Origin of the sequence: Flavobacterium algoris (assembly GCF_048158525.1) — a bacterium.
Taxonomy (GTDB): domain Bacteria; phylum Bacteroidota; class Bacteroidia; order Flavobacteriales; family Flavobacteriaceae; genus Flavobacterium; species Flavobacterium algoris.
In genome coordinates this window covers 1-20,652 of sequence record NZ_JBLNKT010000015.1, presented here as the reverse complement: position 1 = coordinate 20,652, position 20,652 = coordinate 1, and the positions used below count along the sequence as shown (strand labels likewise).

Annotated in this window: 12 protein-coding genes; 11 read left to right on the top strand and 1 reads right to left on the bottom strand. The window is 36.2% G+C overall.

Going from position 1 to position 20,652, the window contains the following annotated elements:
* Positions 1-18: 18 nt before the first annotated feature.
* The 11 genes from ACM55I_RS09375 (at position 19) to ACM55I_RS09325 (ending at position 19,479) form a co-directional block, all read left to right on the top strand.
* Positions 19-3,405, top strand: coding sequence for a SusC/RagA family TonB-linked outer membrane protein (locus ACM55I_RS09375; protein WP_416846510.1), 3,387 nt, complete (start codon positions 19-21; stop codon positions 3,403-3,405).
* A gap of 18 nt (positions 3,406-3,423) precedes the next feature.
* Positions 3,424-4,875, top strand: a complete 1,452-nt coding sequence (locus tag ACM55I_RS09370; RefSeq protein ID WP_416846509.1) for a RagB/SusD family nutrient uptake outer membrane protein — start codon at positions 3,424-3,426, stop codon at positions 4,873-4,875.
* 106 nt (positions 4,876-4,981) lie between these two features.
* On the top strand, positions 4,982-5,902 hold the full coding sequence (locus ACM55I_RS09365; protein WP_416846508.1) for a dihydrodipicolinate synthase family protein: 921 nt from the start codon (positions 4,982-4,984) through the stop codon (positions 5,900-5,902).
* 31 nt (positions 5,903-5,933) lie between these two features.
* Complete coding sequence (locus ACM55I_RS09360) at positions 5,934-7,106, top strand: galactose oxidase (protein ID WP_416846506.1); 1,173 nt, start codon at positions 5,934-5,936, stop codon at positions 7,104-7,106.
* An 88-nt stretch (positions 7,107-7,194) separates the two neighbouring features.
* Positions 7,195-8,439: an MFS transporter gene (locus ACM55I_RS09355; protein ID WP_416846505.1), complete on the top strand. Its 1,245-nt coding sequence runs from the start codon at positions 7,195-7,197 to the stop codon at positions 8,437-8,439.
* Positions 8,440-8,576: 137 nt separating this feature from the next.
* A complete protein-coding gene (locus ACM55I_RS09350; RefSeq protein WP_416846504.1) occupies positions 8,577-10,682 on the top strand; it encodes a GDSL-type esterase/lipase family protein in 2,106 nt (701 codons plus the stop codon).
* A gap of 95 nt (positions 10,683-10,777) precedes the next feature.
* Complete coding sequence (locus ACM55I_RS09345) at positions 10,778-11,965, top strand: AGE family epimerase/isomerase (RefSeq protein WP_416846503.1); 1,188 nt, start codon at positions 10,778-10,780, stop codon at positions 11,963-11,965.
* Positions 11,966-12,062: 97 nt separating this feature from the next.
* Positions 12,063-15,299: a LamG-like jellyroll fold domain-containing protein gene (locus ACM55I_RS09340; protein WP_416846502.1), complete on the top strand. Its 3,237-nt coding sequence runs from the start codon at positions 12,063-12,065 to the stop codon at positions 15,297-15,299.
* A 58-nt stretch (positions 15,300-15,357) separates the two neighbouring features.
* Positions 15,358-16,479, top strand: coding sequence for an N-acetylglucosamine-6-phosphate deacetylase (gene nagA, locus ACM55I_RS09335; RefSeq protein WP_416846501.1), 1,122 nt, complete (start codon positions 15,358-15,360; stop codon positions 16,477-16,479).
* A gap of 51 nt (positions 16,480-16,530) precedes the next feature.
* Positions 16,531-18,468: a glucosamine-6-phosphate deaminase gene (gene nagB, locus ACM55I_RS09330; RefSeq protein WP_416846500.1), complete on the top strand. Its 1,938-nt coding sequence runs from the start codon at positions 16,531-16,533 to the stop codon at positions 18,466-18,468.
* 141 nt (positions 18,469-18,609) lie between these two features.
* Positions 18,610-19,479, top strand: a complete 870-nt coding sequence (locus tag ACM55I_RS09325) for an EamA family transporter (RefSeq protein ID WP_416846499.1) — start codon at positions 18,610-18,612, stop codon at positions 19,477-19,479.
* Positions 19,480-19,923: 444 nt separating this feature from the next.
* On the opposite strand, the gene ACM55I_RS09320 is transcribed toward ACM55I_RS09325, so the two are convergent.
* A partial coding sequence (locus tag ACM55I_RS09320) for an IS3 family transposase (RefSeq protein WP_416846497.1) occupies positions 19,924-20,652 on the bottom strand: 729 nt, incomplete at its 5' end.

Here is a 20,652-nt window from a genome sequence, read left to right as displayed (position 1 = left end):
CCTAACTTCGGGAAAGCTATGAAATTAACATCCTTATTTCTAGTAGCTTTTACCGTACAAGCATCAGCTGCAGTATCGACACCGACGGTTCTTTTTTTAGAAAAAAATGTTCCCGTAGCAAAAGAAACAATCAAATTAGCCCTAATCCAAAAGAAAATTACAGGAAAGGTAACGAATGAAAAAGGAGAATCTTTACCTGGAGTAAATATTATTGCCAAAGGCACTACTATTTCAACACAGACCGATTTTGACGGAAATTTTACATTTGAAGTACCGGATAATGTTACCACATTAGTAGTTTCTTATATAGGTCTTCAAGAGCAGGAAGTGACTATTGGAAATGCGCCTCTTACTATAATTCTAAAAGAAGTAGGACAGCAAATGAATGAAGTTATTGTTGTAGGTTATGGTTCGCAAAACAGAAGAACCTTAAGTACTTCAGTATCTAAATTAGACAAAAAAGTGTTAGAAAATGTTCCTTACTCAAACGTGACACAAGCATTACAAGGAAACGTAACTGGTTTAGTGGTACGTACCGCATCAGGACAACCCGGTAAGGCATCTAACATTTTAGTGCGTGGAGGTACATCTATTGATAATCCGGCAGGTGCAACTCCTATGTATATTGTTGACGGAGTTATTCGTACTCAAATTGATGATATTAACTCTGCTGACATAGCCTCATTACAAGTATTAAAAGATGCCGCTGCAACATCAATCTACGGAGCCCGTGCTTCTAATGGTGTAATTATTATTACAACTTCTACCGGAAAAGCAGGTAAAACTAAAATCACTTATAATGTTTCTACTCAAAATAGCCGAGTAGGCAAGAAATATGATTTCTTAGACGGAGGAGACTTTATTAGACTGCAACGTTTGGGTTTGTATAATGCTGCCGAAATCGCCGGACTTTCAACAACAACCGGTATTGCACGATTAGGACAATTAACAGGGGCTACTCCTGCCGGTACCGGAAATAATTTATTGAATAACACCCCTTTTGCTACATTATTGAAATCAAATTTAGACGCACCCACTATCCAAGGTTTACAAGCTAAAGGTTGGCAAGAAATGGCAGATCCTCTAAATGCTAACAATACTATTATGTATAAAAGTACGAATTGGAATGACATTTTATTTCAAAATGCGATCACCCAAAATCATACTTTAGGTTTTAGCGGTGGTGGAGATGCCGGTACTTTTGATTTAAGCTTAGGGTATCTAAAAGGAGATGGTGTTACTATATTTACTGGATACCAACGTTTTACAAGTAAGTTAAATGCATCTTTGAAATTAGCGGATAACTTTACTATAAATGGTAGAGTATTATACTCAAAATCAAGCAACAATCAAGTTGTTGCCAATAGTGTTGTTTTCAACAGATATTTAGGAAACTCCCCTACTACAAAATTATATTTGGAAGATGGTACTTTGGCTCCAGGCCAAAATAACATCAACGGAAATCCATTATACCAAATGGGTAAAGTAAAAGGAATTAATGAAAACAATAAATTGCAGATGGGTGTTGATGGTGATTTAAAACTTACTAAAGACTTAACTTTTACACCTTCATTGTCACTTTATAACGAAAGTGAAAATGATAATACTTTTCAACAGGCATTTTTAAGTGGTAGCAATGGTTTAGTTGATAATACACGTACCGCTACCAGATTAAGCAATCAAATCGCTCAATTACAATACGAAGGAGTATTCACATATGCTAAATCTTTGGATAATGTAGGTGATTTTCAGGCAAAATTGGGAGCGTCTAAATTCGACAGAACCATAAAAGCATTTAATGCTTCTGGGAAAGGAAGTCCTTCTGATCTTGCACAAACTTTAGATTCATCACCAATACCGGTTTCTGTATACAGCAATAATACAAGATTAGTGTTGAACAGTGTTTTTGGTCGTGTGAATTATGATTACAAAAGCAGGTATTTTGCAACAGCATCTTTCCGTTATGATGGTTCTTCCAGTTTAGGTCCGGATAATAAATATGGTTTTTTTCCAGGATTATCTGTAGGTTGGAATGCACATGAAGAGAAATTTTGGAAAGTAATGCCAGAAGTTGTTTCTTCTTTAAAACTACGTGGAAGTTATGGGGTAAACGGTAACTTAGGTACTTTGGGAGATTTTCAATCCGGTGGATTATATTCAGGTACAACAAACGGATTTGCTAATAGCTACAACGGTCAATCTGCAATTGTAAATTCACAAATTGCAAATCCAGGCTTGAAATGGGAGCAATCACAAACTATAAATGGAGGTTTTGATTTAGGGTTTAATCATGATAAAGTTAGAGTAATTGGAGATTTTTATAACAAACTAACTTCTGATTTATTAACGAATCTAACACTTCCTTCCAATAGTGGTTTCTCTACTGTTCTAACAAACTTAGGAGGATTAAGAAGTAAAGGTTTTGAATTAGAATTGAATGCCAATGTGTACAATCAAAATGATTGGAAAATTAATGTGGGTGCTAATGTTTCACACAATACTAACGTAATTGAGAAACTTCCTTTCAATGGAAATGCAAACAATAGAATTGGCGGAACTGAAATTTGGGATGCAGCAAGCAGTTCTTATAAATACGTAGGTGGTTTGCAGGAAGGTCAAAAAATTGGTGATTTTTATGCTCACAAACAATTATATATTCTTTCTACACAAGCACAAGCAGATGCTTATAACGCAACTACACATGATACTTATGTAACTAAAACAGCTGCAGCCGGTGGTAATCCAACTGGTAAGAAATTTGCTGGAGATGCAGTATTTGAAGATACTGATGCAAACGGCATTATTGATAGTAAAGACAGAACTTTTATGGGTAATATGTTCCCTAAATTTGTGGGTGGTTTTAATTTTAATGCGGACTATAAAGGATTCTCATTAACCGTAAGAACAGATTACTCTTTAGGAGCTACTATTTACAATGAAGCCAGAGCGCGTTTTGTGGGTCAATTTCAAGGAAATTACGGATTATTAGCCGAAAGTTTACAGTCTTGGCAAAAAGAAGGTGATATTACTAATGTCCCACGTTACCGTTGGGCTGATCAAACGAACCAAAATAACTTATTCCGTTCTGAAGCAAGTGGAGCTGCATACAATACCAATATGTTCCAAGGAAATAGCCGTTACTACGAAAGTGGAGATTACTTATGTATAAGAGAAGTTACATTTAGTTATACCGTTCCAAAATCGATAGTTGAAAAAGCTAGATTAGCATCAGTACGTGTGTATGTAACAGGAAGTAACTTATACTATTTCACTAAATACAGTGGTTTAAGCCCAGAAGTTCAAGGGATTGATGGTGGTTCCAGTTTAGGATTAAATTCAGCTGGATCGACAGGTACTTATCCTGTTCCAAAAAACTTTATCCTTGGTTTAAACATTGGTTTGTAAATTTTAATATTAAATATTATGAAAAAGAAAATTCTTTTATATTCTATACTTTTTACCGGTTTTTCATTATTGAACTCGTGTCAGGATGACTTAAACCTTACGTCTGAAAGCGTAATTACTTCTGCCAGTTTTTGGAAAACAGAAGACGATGCAAAGGCAGGTGTAAATGGTATGTACTTCAATTTTAGAACTCAAACCCAACAAAATTACTATTTATTGGGAGGAGCAAGAAGTGCAGAAATTACTAATGGAGTTCAATCTCCGCTAAGCTTGGCTAATTATTATAATAACAACCTGACTGCACAGAATATTGATGTGGACTGGGCTGGTTTGTACACCGTAATTCATCAGGCAAATTTGGTTTTAAAATATGTTCCGACTATTCAATTTAGTCCAACAACTGTAAATGAGCAAAAGAGATATATCGCGCAAGCGTATTCTATGCGTGCTTTGGCATATTTTATCATGGCTCGTTCTTGGGGCGGTGTACCAATAGTAACTACGCCAACAGAAAACACCAATCAATCCGAATATATTGTTCCGCGTAATACAATTGAAGAAACTTTTGCATTCATTAAGTCTGATATTGAATCAGCTATTGCTAATTATCCTGATGCGACAAACAATAAAACACAATTATCCTTGTCATCGACTTATGCTTTAAAAGCAGATGTGAATTTATGGACAGCGAAACAATTAGGTGGCGGTAATACTGATTTAAACACGGCTTTGGCTGCCATTAATGCTATTCCTACTGCACCATCTTTATTACCAAATTTCAAAGACGTATTTGGTTACACCAATAAAGGAAATACTGAAGTACTTTTTGCGGTTAGATATTCTTTGGCGGATGTACCGTCTGCGCTATCTGACAATTGGAATTCTTTCATGTTTGTTGGACCAAGTGACTTTGCACCCCTAACAGCAGCGACAGCAACAGCAACTTTTGGAACTTTGGGAGTTGGTACAGGAAATGCAGGTATTTCAAGAGTACAACCAGATATTACACATTTCAACTTTAGCAGTACAGATACCCGAAAAACAGCTACTTATTTAACTTTATACAATGGAACTACTCCGGTAGTAACAGGTTTAGTAAAATACAATGGAACAGTTGATGGTGCTACCAGAAGATTTGTGAGCGATATCATTATTTACCGTTGGGCTGACATCTTGTTAATGAAAGCAGAAATTAAAAATGCTCTAGGTCAGGATGCAACTTCAGAAATGAATCAAGTAATGCAAAGAGCCGATCCCTCTTCCTCATTTACAAATGGCTCTCAAGCAGCTAATGACGATGTTATTTTAAATGAACGTTTGAAAGAATTAGCTTTTGAAGGGAAAGCATGGTGGGATTTAGTTCGTTTCAACAAAACGAATCTTGTGCCCTCTATGGCCGGTAAAAAGATATTGTTTCCAATATCTCAAAATACTATTAACTTTAATCCTAAAATCACTCAGAATCCATAGTAAAAAACTGGATTTAAGAAGTATAGTTTAAATAATAAGCCGGGAATATTTAAGTTCCCGGTCTATTTAAACAACATAAATAAAAGACAATTTAAAAAAATACCTCATGAAAATTGAACATTTACAAGGGCTTATCTCAGCTCCTTTTACACCCTTTAATAGCAATGGAAAATTAGATGTTAGCCTAATTCCGGCTTACTATACTTTTCTAAAACAAAACGGAATAACTGGTGCTTTTATTAATGGCTCTACAGGAGAAGGTGTTTCTATAACATTAGAAGAGAAAAAAGCAGTTGCTCAAGCTTGGGCAGATTGTTCCAATCACGATGCTGATTTTAAAGTAATGGTATTCTTAGGTGGAACTTGCCTTGCCGATTGCATTGACTTAGCAAAACATGCTTATCAAATAGGATTGTATGCTGTTTCTATGACTGCTCCATTTTATTTCAAGCCAGCCAATGTTGATATGTTAGCCCAATCTTGTATCGAAGTTGGCAAAAGTGTTCCTAACATGCCTTTCTATTACTACCATATTCCTGTATTGACAGGTGTGAACTTACCAATGTTTGATTTAGTACAAGCCATAGACGGAAAGCTTCCTAATTTTGCAGGAGTGAAATATACACACGAAGATTTCATGGATTTCCAAAGTTGTATGAGTTATGAAAATGGTAAATTCGACATGCTTTGGGGACGTGACGAGAATATGTTATCAGCATTAGTATTGGGTGCCAAAGGTGCTGTAGGAAGTACTTTCAATTATGCTGCTCCATTGTATTATGATTTGATTGCGGCTTTTAATGCCAATGATTTAGTTACAGCGCGTGCTTTACAGCAAAAATCAATCAACATGATTCGTTTATTGGGTAAATACGGCGGAATTTCAGTAGGAAAAGCCTATATGAAAATGGTAGGATTGGATTTAGGTGAATTTAGATTGCCTGTCAAAAACATGAGTGCTGACCAATTTGAATTGTTCAAAAAAGATGTAGAAAGTCTAAATTTTGAAGATTTCAAATCAAAATAGCTTCGTTCGTTTTATTTAAAAAACAAACACTATGAACAAATATATTTTTCCTCTAATTCTTTCCTTATTTATTATGCCGACAACTGACGCCCTTTCTCAAAAAAAAGCTGTAACCCATATTGAATGGAAAATAGCAGCGCAACTACAAAATACTGATGGAAGTACATCATTAGGTTTTGCAGGTCCGATTAATGGTATAAGTAACGATGTTTTAATAGTTACCGGAGGAGCTAATTTTCAAGATAAAATGCCTTGGGAAGGTGGAAAAAAACAGTATTCAAAAGAAATTCATGTATTGCAGAAATGCAACGATACCTATAGTTGGAATAAAAATGTACACAGCACCTTACCGGAACCTATCGCCTATTGTGGTTCGACTTCCACTGATTTTGGAGTGGTATATGTGGGTGGTGAAAATGAAAATGGACTGTCAAATAAAGCTTTTATCTTAAAATGGAATTTATCCAAAAATGAGGTGGAAACAAAACCGCTACCAAATTTTCCGGTAGCTATTACAAATATTGGTCTTACACATAATGGCAACGTAGTGTACGCCATTGGCGGTGATGAAGCCACAAAATCTTCTGATTTATTTTTAAGTCTTGATTTAAACAGTTCTAATCCGGAGTGGAAAACATTACCAAAATTACCCATCGCTTTGGCAAATTCGGTTGTGGTGGTTCAGAAAGACGAGGATGAAACCAGTATTTATGTGATTGGTGGGAGAACCAAAAAAGCTTCAGGAATAAGTGATTTACACAATACTACTTTTGCTTTTAATATAAAAAAACAAATTTGGGAAAGTCGTGCTAACATTTCCGATGGAAAAAATACAATCAACTTTTCAGCGGGTGCAGGTGTAGCTGTGGGGAACCATTCCATTTTAATCGTTGGTGGTGATAATGGTATCGTTTTTCATAAAATCGAAACGTATTTATCCCAAATTGCACAATCCAATTCTGTTGAGAAAAAGGCTAAACTAGCTGCTGAGAAGAATCTATTGAACACGAATCATGACGGTTTTTATAAAGGAATCTTATTATACGATACTGATACCAATACTTGGTCTACCATTGGCGAACTGCCCTTTCTTGCCCATGTGACGACTACAGCTACTATGTGGAATGATAAAATTGTTTTGTCTAATGGGGAAATAAAACCAGGTATTCGTACCCCTGATGTCATGTTAGGAACTATAAAGTAATTACACTCAAAATAGGTTTTAACCCCCATTTTTTCATGTCGAAAAATGAAGGTAAAATCACAAATGAAATTTTAAAGCATATCAAAATATGAAAAACACAAAGTATTATCCTTGGGTAGTAGTAGGCTTGTTATGGCTTGTAGCCTTGCTAAACTATATGGACCGACAAATGCTGGCAACGATGCGTCCTTCAATGGAAACCGATATTCCTGAATTAGTATCCGGTGAGAACTTTGGACGTTTGATGGCTATTTTTCTTTGGATTTATGCTTTAATGAGTCCTATATCCGGAATTATAGCGGACAAATTAAACCGAAAATGGCTGATTGTAGGGAGTTTATTTGTTTGGTCAGCCGTAACGTATGCTATGGGATATGCAACAACTTACAATCAGGTGTATTGGTTAAGAGCCCTAATGGGAGTAAGTGAAGCTTTATATATTCCTGCCGGTCTATCACTAATAGCCGATTACCATCAGCAAAAAACAAGATCACTTGCTATCGGAATTCATATGACGGGACTTTATGTGGGTTCCGCATTAGGAGGTTTTGGAGCTACTATTGCCGCCGCCTATTCTTGGCATACTACTTTTCATTATTTTGGGATAGTTGGAGTTTTTTATGCTTTCGTTTTAGTTTTCTTTTTAAGAGAGAAAAAAGTTGCCGAAATAAAAAATATTGATTCCGATTTGATGCCAATAAAGGAAAAAAGTTCACTCTTCAAAGGCATGGCTTTGTTATTCACAAACATCTCTTTTTGGGTTATCTTATTTTATTTTGCCATAATAAGTTTACCGGGCTGGGCTACAAAAAACTGGTTGCCTACCCTGTTTTCAGAAAACTTAGGAATTCCTATGGAAGAAGCAGGTCCTTTAGCCACTATCGCCATCTCCTTTTCATCCTTATTAGGTGTAATTTTTGGTGGTATTCTGTCTGATAAATGGGTACAAAAAAATATAAAAGGCAGGGTTTATACCAGTGCGATTGGCCTGAGTTTAACGATTCCTGCTTTATTGTTAATCGGTTTTGGACATTCATTATTCAATGTGGTCGGTGCCGCGCTTTGTTTCGGTATCGGTTACGGAATGTTTGATGCCAATAACATGCCAATTATATGTCAGTTTGTTTCTTCAAAACACCGGGCGACCGCCTATGGTGTCCTAAATATGACCGGAGTTGGTTGTGGTGCATTAGTAACTTCCCTTTTAGGCAAATCCTCGGATAGCGGAACTTTAGGCTCCGGATTTGCTTTAATGGCGGGGGTTGTCATAATTGCATTAGTAGTCCAAATCAGTTTTCTGCGTCCAAAAGTGAATGATTTTGTCGATGCTTAAAATCCATTAGTATCATTTACTAAGTTCAAATAATTGTTTTAAGTTGGGTTTGTTTTTTATCTTTTAAGGCGGAGCCTTGTGTTCCGCCTTGGGGATAATTTACGCCTATTTGTAATAATTTCTGAAAAAATAAAAACATGAATACGATAAAAAGGAATCTATTTTTAGTAGTCTTTTTCATTTCAATAGCCTTTCATTTTGAATCAGTTGCGCAAAAATCAACCCTCAAAGTGGCCTGCATTGGAGATTCCGTTACAGCGGGTTATCTCTTATCTGATGCTGCAAATGAATCCTATCCTTCACAGCTTCAAATCTTGATGGGCGGACAATATGAGATAAAGAATTTCGGGCATAGCGGAGCAACACTTTTGAAAAAAGGTAGTACACCCTACTTTAAAACTAAGGAATGTGATGATGCCATTGCCTACAGACCTGATATAGCCATTATTCATTTGGGCTTAAATGATACAGATCCTAGAAATTGGCCGAATTACAATGCGGAATTTGATGCCGATTACGCTTGGTTAATAGACACTTTAAAAAAACAAAATCCGGCAGTTAAAATTTACATCTGTAGATTAACGCCCATATTTAATGAGCATCCCCGTTTTAAATCGGGAACCAGAGATTGGTTTTGGCAAATTCAATCTCATATACCCAACATTGCAAAAGCAAATCAAGTGGGTGTAATTGATTTACATGAAAAGTTATACCATCGTCCCGATCTTTTTCCTGATGCTTTACATCCAACGAAAGAAGGAGCAACTATTCTGGCAAAAACCGTTTATGGTAACATCACTCAAGATTTTGGTGGATTAAAATTAGCTACTGTTTTTACAGACAATATGGTTTTGCAACGCAATAAACCCGTTCCGGTTTATGGAACCGCTAACGGTGGAGACCAAATTGAAGTGACTTTTAAGCAACAAAAAAAGAACGTCATTGCCGACGAATATGGAAAATGGAAAATTACTTTTCCTGCTATGACACAAGTTGGACCTTACGAAATGACTATTCAATCTAAGGATACAAAAATTGTTTTAAAGAACATTCTGGTTGGAGATGTTTGGTTTTGTTCCGGACAGTCAAATATGGCATTTCAACTTCAAAGCTCAGAAAATGGTTCGGCAGAAGTAAAAAAAGCAATCGCAAATACTACAATTCGGTTATTCAATGCCAAAGCGATCCGTGATACTGATGAATCGGCTTGGGATTCTATAACATTAGTTAAAACCAATCAGCTGCAATTCTTTTCCGGAAGTTGGTCAGTATGTGATTCGATAAGTGCCAAAGATTTCTCTGCCATTGCCTATTACTTTGGTAAAAATATCGCCCACGAAGAAAATGTACCTGTGGGTTTAATTCAAGTTGCCGTTGGCGGATCACCGATAGAATCATGGATTGACAGATACACATTGGAGCACGACGATAAAGTAGTTGATGTATTAACCAACTGGCGTAAATCGGATTTCATCATGCCTTGGGTCAGAGAACGTGCCAATTTAAATTTGAAAAATGCAACAAATCCAAAGCAACGTCATCCCTATGATCCATCTTATAATTTTGAAGCTGGCGTCGAAGCTTTTACTAAATTCCCAATAAAAGGCGTGATTTGGTACCAAGGTGAAAGTAATGCCCATAATGTTGATTTATATGAACATCTAATGCCAAAATTAGTAGAAAGCTGGCGCAAAGCTTGGGCTTCTAATCTGCCTTTCTATTATGTACAATTATCAAGTATTGATCGACCAACGTGGCCGGCATTCAGAGATATGCAAAATAGATTGCAAAATAAGATTCCAAATAGCGGTATGGCGGTTAGTATGGATTATGGAGATACTTTAAATGTGCACCCCATTAAGAAAAAAGAAGTGGCTGATCGTTTGGCGCTTTTGGCCTTGCACTACACCTATGGAAAAGCTGTAATGGCAAATGGTCCTTCCGCTTTGAAAGCCATACAAAAAGGCGATAATATTATAGTTTCATTTGCTTTTGCAAAACAATTAGCAACTTCGGATAAGAAAGAACTAATAGGTTTTGAATTGGTAACTGACAAGGGAATTCACCTTCAAAATAAAGCAACTATCATAAAAAATCAAGTCCTTATTACATTCCCAAAAGGAGAAAAAATAAGAACGGTTTTATATGCCTGGAAACCGTTTACTACAGCCAATTTATTGAATGAAGCAGGACTTCCATGTTCAACTTTCAAACTAGAATTGAATCCTGCTACTGAAAACTAAAAAAAGTCAAATCCTTTATTTACTTACTAAACGAGACAAAAAAATAACATCTAGTACAACATAAAAAATACTAGTTACAAAACATATATCAAAAAATGAGCTATTCAAAAACAGATCTTCTCAGCTTAAAAGATTTTTATCAAAATCAATTATTAAATGATACCGTGCCCTTTTGGTTTCCACGTTCAATTGATACCGAGTTTGGAGGTTATTTATTAATGCGTGATCAAGATGGAAGTTTGATTGATGATGACAAAGCAGTATGGATACAAGGGCGTGCCGCTTGGTTATTGGCTACACTTTACAATACAATCGAACCAAAACAAGAATGGTTAGAAGGTTCTAAGACAGGCATCTATTTTTTAAACAACCACTGCTTTGATACCGATGGACGAATGTTTTTTCACGTAACACGCGACGGACACCCCATACGCAAACGCCGGTATTACTTTTCGGAAACCTTTGCGGTTATTGCGATGTCAGCTTATGCAAAAGCAAGCGGTGATGAAGCTGTTGCTGAGAAAGCACGTTTTTTATTCGGAAAATGCATCGAATATTCAACTTCATCTGGTTTATTAGAACCTAAATTCACCGCTACCAGACCGTCAAAAGGAATTGGAACTCCTATGATTATGATAAACACAGCACAACAGTTACGGGAAAATATTGGTGACCCGCGTTGTGATGAATGGATTCATAAATGGATTACTGAAATTGAAACCGATTTTATAAAAGACGATATTAAATGTGTGATGGAACAAGTAGCACCAGATGGTTCTATCATCGATCATATTGATGGGCGCACGCTGAATCCCGGTCATGCTATTGAAGGAGCTTGGTTTATTTTGCATGAAGCCAAATACCGTAACAATGATCCACACCTGATTGCATTAGGTTGCAAAATGCTGGATTATATGTGGGAACGCGGATGGGATAAGGAGCACGGCGGTATTCTATATTATCGTGATGTATATGATAAACCCGTTCAGGAATACTGGCAGGATATGAAGTTTTGGTGGCCACATAACGAAGTAATCATTGCAACGCTGCTGGCTTATACCATGACAGGTGATGAAAAATATGCAACTTGGCACAAAATGGTGCATGATTATGCGTACAGTAAATTTCATGACAATGAAAACGGAGAATGGTTTGGGTATTTACATAAAGATGGAACCATTGCCCAAACAGCTAAAGGAAATATGTTCAAAGGCCCTTTTCATTTGCCAAGACAGGAATGGTATTGTTTGCAACTACTCAATGAGTATTTAAAAGACAGTTAAGTTTGATTTCAGCTATCGCTGTCAGCTAGTTTAACAAAACCGTTCTTGATTACAATCTTATGCTTTACTAACCAATTTTAACCAAATATTAAAAAATATGAAAAATTTATTACTTTCTTTTTGTTTGTTTTTTATGTGTTTATACGGTAATCGCCTAAAAGCACAAAGTGGTAAGATCTTAAACCTTAACGGAACTAGTACTTACATGACGGTTGCTGATCATGCCGATTTAAACTTTGGCATAAGCCAAAATAAAACAATTACCTGTTGGATAAAAACTACCACTACAACTGGTACCCCACGTATTTTTGCTAAAAGAAATGGTTCATCAGGTAATGGATATGAGTTTTGGACCAGTAATGGTTCAAATGCCGGCAAGTTTGCCATAAATATGCAAGGTACAGGTACACCAAATAACATTAGTACAGCAGGTTATTCTGCAAATTCAATTGCTGATGGGACTTGGCACCATATAGCATTGGTATTAGATGCTTCCAGTAACAGAACAGTATATGGTTATGTAGACGGTGTTTTAGCAAATACAGGAAAGACTTTTACATCCATTACTTCGGATTTTTCCAATACGTTGAACTTTGTTGTTGGGGCTACATCTGACACAAATAACAGTTACAAATGGGCTGGACAAATTGATGCTATACGAGTTTGGGACAAAGCAATGACTCCAACAGAATTAATGGCAGACATGACTGCAGTAGTAAATGGACCAACTACTAACCTACTCGCTGCTTGGGATTTTGAAAATATAAGTGGCAGCACTGTTCCTGATGTTTCCGGTAATAATCATGCAGGAACTCTTTTTGGCTCTCCAACAGTTTCAAATGCTTTTCCGATGATTTTATCTTTGGATGGGGTAAATGATTATATGTCAGTTGCAAATCATGCCGATTTTAATTTGGCAACAGGACAAAGTTTAACTGTTACCTGTAGAATTAAAACAGCTGATTTCTCTAAACGAATCTTGAGTAAGCGACCAAGCGGTGCGGGTATTGGTTATGAATTCATCAATAATTCATCAGCTGGTGGCGGGCAATTTGGAGTTAATCTAACAACAAGTGGAGGTGCTGCTGGACCACCTTATGGTACATCAAATGTATCTAATAATATCTGGCATCATCTGGCTATGGTTATTGATGTGACCTCTACGAGTTGTAAAATTTATGTGGATGGTGTTTTGCAGCAAACCAAAACGACCTCAAATATTGGTGGTATAAATACTGTTTCTAATACGGGTAATTTATTATTTGGAACGCTAAGCAATTTTGCATCCTTTATGAATATTCAAATTGACGATATCCGTTTTTGGAGCAAAGCAATGACAGCTTCAGAAGTATTTACAGATAAAACAGCAATTCTAACCGGTACCGAAGCTAATTTATTAGCAGCATGGGATTTTGAAAATGTTAGCGGAGTTACTGTTCCAGATATTTCTGGCCATAGTCATCCCGGTACGCTAAACGGCGGAGCATCAGCAATCGCTCAAACAAATACCATGCAAATCAATACAGTATCCGTAATTCAAACTGAACTTCCAACGGGTATGGGAGATATTAATCAACGTATTATTGCTGTAAAAGTCGCTACCAACGGAACAATCAATCCACTTACTGTAAGCGCACTTAAATTTACTATGAACGGTACGACAAATAGTGCTGATGTCTCCAATATTAAAATATATTCAAGTGGAACCGATTCCGTTTTTAATGCGGCTACTGCTACGTTATTTGGAAATATAGCACCTGCAGCCGGTAACTTAACCGTGAATGGAAGCCAAGCATTAGTGTCCGGAGATAATTATTTTTGGATTACTTATGATGTAACTTCTGGAGCAACTGAAGGAAATCTATTGGATGCTAGTTGTGAATCGATAGTTACAAATACTATAACTTATAATACCGTTGCCAACACAGTTGCTGGTAACCGCGTTATCCTATTAGCTAATACCCTTTTATTTACTCCTGGGGACGCAGGATCCTCAAACTATCGCATACCAGCAATCATAACTGCGGCCGATGGTTCATTGGTGACCGTGACTGACAAAAGATGGAATGGTGCAGGAGATTTAGCAGCAAAAATCGACCCGGTAGCCCGCCGCAGCACAGATAATGGAAAAACATGGTCGGAGCCTGTGACTATTGCCAATTTTGGTGCACCTACAGGAGCCGGAGATGCGGCATTGGTTATGGATAAAGCAACTGGAAATTTAATTTGTTTACTTGCTGCCGATTTAGGTTTTTTTGCTTCAACACCAACAAATCCAATTAAAATAAAATATTGCAGAAGTACTGATAATGGAATCACTTGGGGCGCACCAGTAGATATAACGAATCAAATTTATGGCGCTGGATGTAGTAATGCCATCACTCAAAATTGGTTAGGCGTATTTGTAGCGTCTGGAAGGGCACATCAATTAAGAGATGGTCGTATCGTTGCTGCCATTTGTGTTAGAGAATCAAGTGGAGGAATCAACAATTACATGATTTCAAGTACTGATGGTGGTATTACTTGGACTCCATCAACAGGAATTGCTGAAACAGGGGGCGATGAAGCCAAAATTGTCGAATTGAATAATGGAAATCTGATGATGAGCATCCGTAATTCCGGAACACGCAGATTTAATGTATCAACCAACAAAGGTATTTCTTGGGGTACAGCCTACAATCAGGCTAATATTACCGATCCTAATTGCGATGGTGATTTTATTCGCTATACCTCAACTTTAGATGGATTTGATAAAAACCGTTTGCTGCATACGATTCCTTTTGCAGCAAATAGAACCAATGTTTCTGTGTTAATGAGTACCGATGAAGGAGCAACTTGGCCAATCAGAAAAACAATTTTTCCTGGAGCATCGGCATATTCTAGTCTAACAGTTTTGCCTGATGGAACATTAGGAATCTATTATGAAAACGGTGAAAGTTCAACTTATCAAATGTATTTTGCCCGATTCAGCTTAAATTGGTTAACAAATGGAGCAGATACATTTGTTCCCAATACATCTTTTTCTTCATCTCAAACCGCAAAGCGTTCTGGCAGTTCAATTCTCTCAGATAAAAATTCAATAACAGGTAAGGAACTAAGTATCACTTTAGAACCCAATCCAACCAATGATCTATTAAAGGTTAAAGTTAGTAATACAAAAGAACCAGTTACTGTTAAAATATTTAATTTAACAGGTACAATAATTCGCAAGACTACAATAGATAATACTGACCTAGAGACACTATTTTCTCTGGGAGATCAAGCTCAAGGTATTTATATTTTGCAGGTAAGCGACTCAAAAACAACAATCAATAAAAAAATAATAAAAAAATAAGCCTGTTGGATTGTATTTTTTAAACAGGAATAAGTTAAACACATTTAAATTATAAAAAATGAAACAAGCCATTGTTAACGGAATTGTACATACTGGCGATGAAATAAATAATGATGTCATTATTATAGAAAATGGAATAATTATTTCTGTTCAAAAAGAAATTCCCAATACTATTCCTATAATTGATTTAAAAGGAGAACACATTTCTGCTGGTTTCATAGACATCCAAATAAATGGTGGAGAGCAACTTTATTTCAGCCAAACTCCAACAGAAGATGCCATTCATGATATTTATGAAACCAGTTTGAAATATGGTACCACTCATGTACTTCCATGTCTGATATCGTCTTCCAAAGAAACCATTCTTCAAGGAATTGAAGCCATTCGCAATTATAAAGCAAAATACAATAACGGAGTACTGGGAATGCATCTGGAAGGTCCTTTTTTGAATCCTTTAAAACGTGGTGCACATAGTATTAATCAGGTTCGTAAACCTACTAATGCCGAATTGGAAGAAATTATCCGTTACGGTAAAGATGTGATAAAAGTAATCACAATTGCACCGGAATGTTTTACAGACGAGCAATTGGATATGCTGTTAGAAAGCGACATCGTCATTTCTGCGGGGCATTCTACCATGACCTACAAAGAAGCACAATATTACTTTTCTAAAGGAATTAAGCTGGTTACCCATTTGTTTAATGCGATGACTCAATTTGGGCATCGGGAACCCGGTTTAGTTGGTGCAACATTCGAAAATGAATCTGTTTATGCTCCTGTTATTTTAGATGGTGCGCATTGTGATTATGCCGCTGCAAGATTAGCTTATAAACTAAAGAAAGATAAATTCTTTCTAATTAGTGACGCTGCTTTTTTAGGACGCAAAGTTTCCAGTTTCAAATGGGAGAATTTTGATGCTCATCTTGATAATGGCTTTTACAGAAATGAAGAAGGTAATCTAGCCGGGGCCAGTATTTCGATGAAAGAAGCGGTTCAGAATGCATTCAATCATTTGAACATATCGGCTGATGAAGCAATTAAAATGGCGACTTGCCGAGTTGCAAATGCTATTAAGATGGAACATCAATTGGGAAAAATAAAACCGGGATTCCCGGCAAGTTTTGTCACTTTCAATGATAATATGTCAAGAATAGAAACCGTAAACTATAATCCAATTTAAACAATCAATATTAAAAAAACAACTACACAACTAACTCAAATAAAAATTAAAATGAAAAGTGTTTTAGAAATTAAACCTGACATAAGCTATAAAAGTGCCGGTAAATTTGAAGAAACGAGATTTGAAAAAATTCATAACGAAATTTTCAAAAACTCAACAGAAGCCTCTGTAATTGTAGCACAAGAAATAGCGGCATTAATTAGATCCAAACAAGTCGAAAATAAACCTTGTGTACTTGGTTTGGCTACCGGTTCTTCTCCTATAAAAGTCTATGAAGAATTGGTACGAATGTATAAAGAAGAAGGCTTAAGCTTTAGTAATGTAGTGAGCTTCAATTTGGATGAATACTATCCAATGACAAAAGAAAACAACCAAAGCTATCATTATTTCATGCATCAGCATCTTTTTAATCATATCGATATTAAACTGGAAAATATAAATGTTCCCGACGGAACGGTAGCGATTGATGAACTGAATCAATATTGTATTGATTACGAAATGAAAATTAAAAATGCCGGAGGACTTGATTTCCAATTATTGGGAATCGGACGTACGGGACACGTAGGGTTCAATGAACCGGGATCCCACATCAATTCAGGAACCCGAATCATTACTTTGGATCATATCACAAGAATAGATGCATCTTCCGATTTTAATGGTATTGATAACGTTCCTAAAAGAGCGATTACGATGGGAGTTTCTACCATTTTGAGATCCAAAAGAATTGTATTAATGGCTTGGGGCCAAAATAAAACGTCCATCATAAAGAGAACCATTCAAGGAGAAATAAGCTCTGAGGTTCCCGCTACTTTTTTGCAAAATCATACCAACGCTACTTTTGTTTTAGACCAATCGGCAGCTTCTGAGTTAACCCGATTTGAAACCCCTTGGCTGGTAGGAGAATGCATTTGGACAACAGAATTAAAAAACAAAGCCATTGTTTGGCTTTGCCAAGAAACTAAACAATCGATATTAAAACTGACCGACAGGGATTACAACAATAACGGAATGTCGGATCTTTTGGCGCAAGAAGGTTCTGCATATGATTTGAATATTAATATGTTCAATGTATTGCAGCATACCATAACAGGATGGCCGGGAGGAAAACCCAATACGGATGATTCTCACAGACCCGAAAGAGCCAATCCTGCTAAAAAAAGAATTATTCTTTTTAGTCCGCATCCGGATGATGACGTGATTTCTATGGGAGGCACTTTTTCTAAATTGATAAAACAAGGCCATGATGTTCATGTGGTTTATCAAACTTCTGGAAATATTGCTGTTACAGATGATGAAGCATTGAAATTTGCTGAAGTTTGCAATGATTTTATTGGAGAAACCGATTGCAATCTTGATTTTCCTGCGGTAATCAATTTCATTAACAACAAAACCGAGAATCAAATTGATTCTCTTGAAGTTCGAAAATTAAAAGGCTTAATCAGACGTCGTGAATCCTATGCAGCAACAAGATACATTGGGTTAAAGGATGAAAACACACACTTTCTAGACCTTCCTTTTTATGAAACGGGTCGAGTTAAGAAAAACCCATTGGGTCCTGAAGATATAGCCATCGTTGCAGCCATTATTGCACAAATAAAACCGCATCAGGTTTTTGCAGCAGGAGATTTAGCAGATCCGCATGGTACTCATGAAGTTTGCTTGAATGCCATATTTGCGGCCATGAAACAACTCAAATCAAAACCTTACATGAGTGATTGTTGGTTATGGTTATACAGAGGTGCTTGGCATGAATGGGATATCCATGAAATAGATATGGCCGTTCCCTTAAGTCCTGATGAAGTTTTGCTAAAACGACATGCTATTTTGTACCACCAATCCCAAAAAGATAGGGTAATGTTTCAAGGAAACGACTCTAGAGAATTTTGGGTTAGAGCCGAAGATCGCAACAAAAATACCGCAAAGATTTATGACGATTTAGGTCTTGCTGAATATGAAGCTATTGAAGCTTTTAAACGTTTTGATTATTAAAAAAAAACCGTAAATTCAAATAACAAAACTCAGTTTGAGAACCATAATAAATGGGTTCCAAACTGAGTTTTTTCTATTATTAACCTACATCTATTTAAATTATAAATTTTGTAGTTTTACTCCCTATATTTGAATCTTTACATGAAAAATAAATTAATCAACATTCCTCCTATACCTGCAGTACTCTTCGCAATAATAAGTGTGCAATCAGGAGCAGCTATTGCTAAAGGTCTTTTTCCTGTTATAGGTGCTGCTGGAACCGCTTCTTTGAGAATTGGTATTTCAGCATTGCTATTACTGGCAGTTTACAGGCCAAACCTAAAAAAAATTACTACCAACCAATGGAAATTAGTGATTCCTTACGGTTTGTCTTTGGGTGCGATGAATTTGGTTTTTTACCTTGCAATAGAGAGGATTCCAATTGGACTGGCTGTTACATTAGAATTTATAGGTCCATTATTGGTAGCCGTTTTAGGTTCAAAACGGATGATTGATTTTTTCTGGGTCTTGCTGGCAGCCACAGGTATTGTTTTGATAGCACCATGGTCCAATAATGGTATAGACCTCTTAGGGGTACTGTTTGCGCTTTTAGCGGGTGCACTATGGGCCGCTTATATCGTATTGGGAGGGAAAATTTCAAAAATAATGAAAGGCGGAGAGGCAGTAGCAACAGGCATGCTCTTTGCTGCAATACTAATTGTGCCCTTTGGAATTCTAGGAAATGGGTTAAACAGCCTCACACCAAAGCTTTTCTCCTTAGGCATTGCGCTCGCTCTTTTGTCAAGTGCGATTCCTTTTACACTGGAAATGAAAGCACTAGGTCAACTTCCTGCCCGTACATTCAGTATTTTAATGAGTTTAGAACCTGCTGCAGCATCAATTTGTGCGCTTATATTTTTACAAGAATACCTTACTTTTAATGAAGTTTTGGCTGTACTGTTTGTGGTAATAGCTTCTGCCGGATCAACAATTACTTCCAGAAGACAAGAAATCAATACTGGCTCCATTTAAACAAAAAGCCTATAAATTTAAGATTTACAGGCTTTTCTAATTTTTAAAATCATTATCGTTTAATTGCCCGTTTGTTCTTTTGGTAATTACAAATTTTCCCGTTTTTAAATTAATTGTTTTAAGTTATTTATGTTTTTACTATTTTGATGTTGTTTATATTGAGATGTTGTTCGGTAAAAAAATGACGCAATTCCTTTACCATTTCTAATTTTGTTATTGAGATATCAAACAAAATTATATTACTTACATTTTTCATTTTGTTCAATATTTCTTTATTATAAGTACATACTAAGATTTGAACTCCCATTTTATACACTTCAACAAAATCAAATAAATCTGCCTCTGAATACACAACAAAAACAACGATTGAAAACTTCTTTTCTATGTCTTCTAAGTTCTCATCCTTTTTAAACTTGGATATGCAAATAAAAACTGCACATTAAGTTAAGCTACATTTTTGTAATTAAATTGATTGTTAAATTCTTCAATAGTTGCATAATTTAAAGCAGAATGTCTCCTTTTTCTGTTGTACCAAATTTCAATGTATTCAAAGATTTCCAGTTTCATTTGTTCTTTTGAAATCAGTTTGTTTCCATAAATCAATTCCGTTTTCAAGGATTTAAAAAAGCTTTCCGCTACTGCATTATCCCAACAATTTCCTTTGCGACTCATACTGCGGGTTATTTTTTTATAGGAATCAAGAACATTTACAAACTTTTTGCTTGCATATTGAACACCTCTGTCGGAATAAAAAATCAAACCTTCCTCAATATTTCGGTTTTTAACTGCCATTTTCCAAGCTCCAAGTGTAGTTTCATCTGTACTCATTCCATCGCTCAAACTCCAACCTATAATTTTTCGGTCGCACAAATCCATAATAGTTGTCAGGTATACAAATCCCTCTTTGGTTTGAATATAGGTGATATCAGAAACCCAAGCTTTTGACGGCATTTTTACAATAAACTCTCTGTTTAATATGTTTTCGACGATTAAATAATTATGATTTGAGTTGGTTGTTACTTTGAATTTCTTGCCTAATTTACTTCGTAAGCCTAACTGTTTCATATATTTTGCTACACTAATTGCTTCGCCTGTTCGAGCAAAGCTCTCGGGTCTTGAAATTTTATAACCAATACTCCTAAGTTCTAATGTTATTCTAGGACTTCCGTATCG

Coding starts and splice junctions, on each gene's coding strand:
- ACM55I_RS09375 (WP_416846510.1), top strand. CDS start 19: ATGAAATTAACATCCTTATTTCTAGTAGCTTTTACCGTACAAGCATCA.
- ACM55I_RS09370 (WP_416846509.1), top strand. CDS start 3,424: ATGAAAAAGAAAATTCTTTTATATTCTATACTTTTTACCGGTTTTTCA.
- ACM55I_RS09365 (WP_416846508.1), top strand. CDS start 4,982: ATGAAAATTGAACATTTACAAGGGCTTATCTCAGCTCCTTTTACACCC.
- ACM55I_RS09360 (WP_416846506.1), top strand. CDS start 5,934: ATGAACAAATATATTTTTCCTCTAATTCTTTCCTTATTTATTATGCCG.
- ACM55I_RS09355 (WP_416846505.1), top strand. CDS start 7,195: ATGAAAAACACAAAGTATTATCCTTGGGTAGTAGTAGGCTTGTTATGG.
- ACM55I_RS09350 (WP_416846504.1), top strand. CDS start 8,577: ATGAATACGATAAAAAGGAATCTATTTTTAGTAGTCTTTTTCATTTCA.
- ACM55I_RS09345 (WP_416846503.1), top strand. CDS start 10,778: ATGAGCTATTCAAAAACAGATCTTCTCAGCTTAAAAGATTTTTATCAA.
- ACM55I_RS09340 (WP_416846502.1), top strand. CDS start 12,063: ATGAAAAATTTATTACTTTCTTTTTGTTTGTTTTTTATGTGTTTATAC.
- nagA (WP_416846501.1), top strand. CDS start 15,358: ATGAAACAAGCCATTGTTAACGGAATTGTACATACTGGCGATGAAATA.
- nagB (WP_416846500.1), top strand. CDS start 16,531: ATGAAAAGTGTTTTAGAAATTAAACCTGACATAAGCTATAAAAGTGCC.
- ACM55I_RS09325 (WP_416846499.1), top strand. CDS start 18,610: ATGAAAAATAAATTAATCAACATTCCTCCTATACCTGCAGTACTCTTC.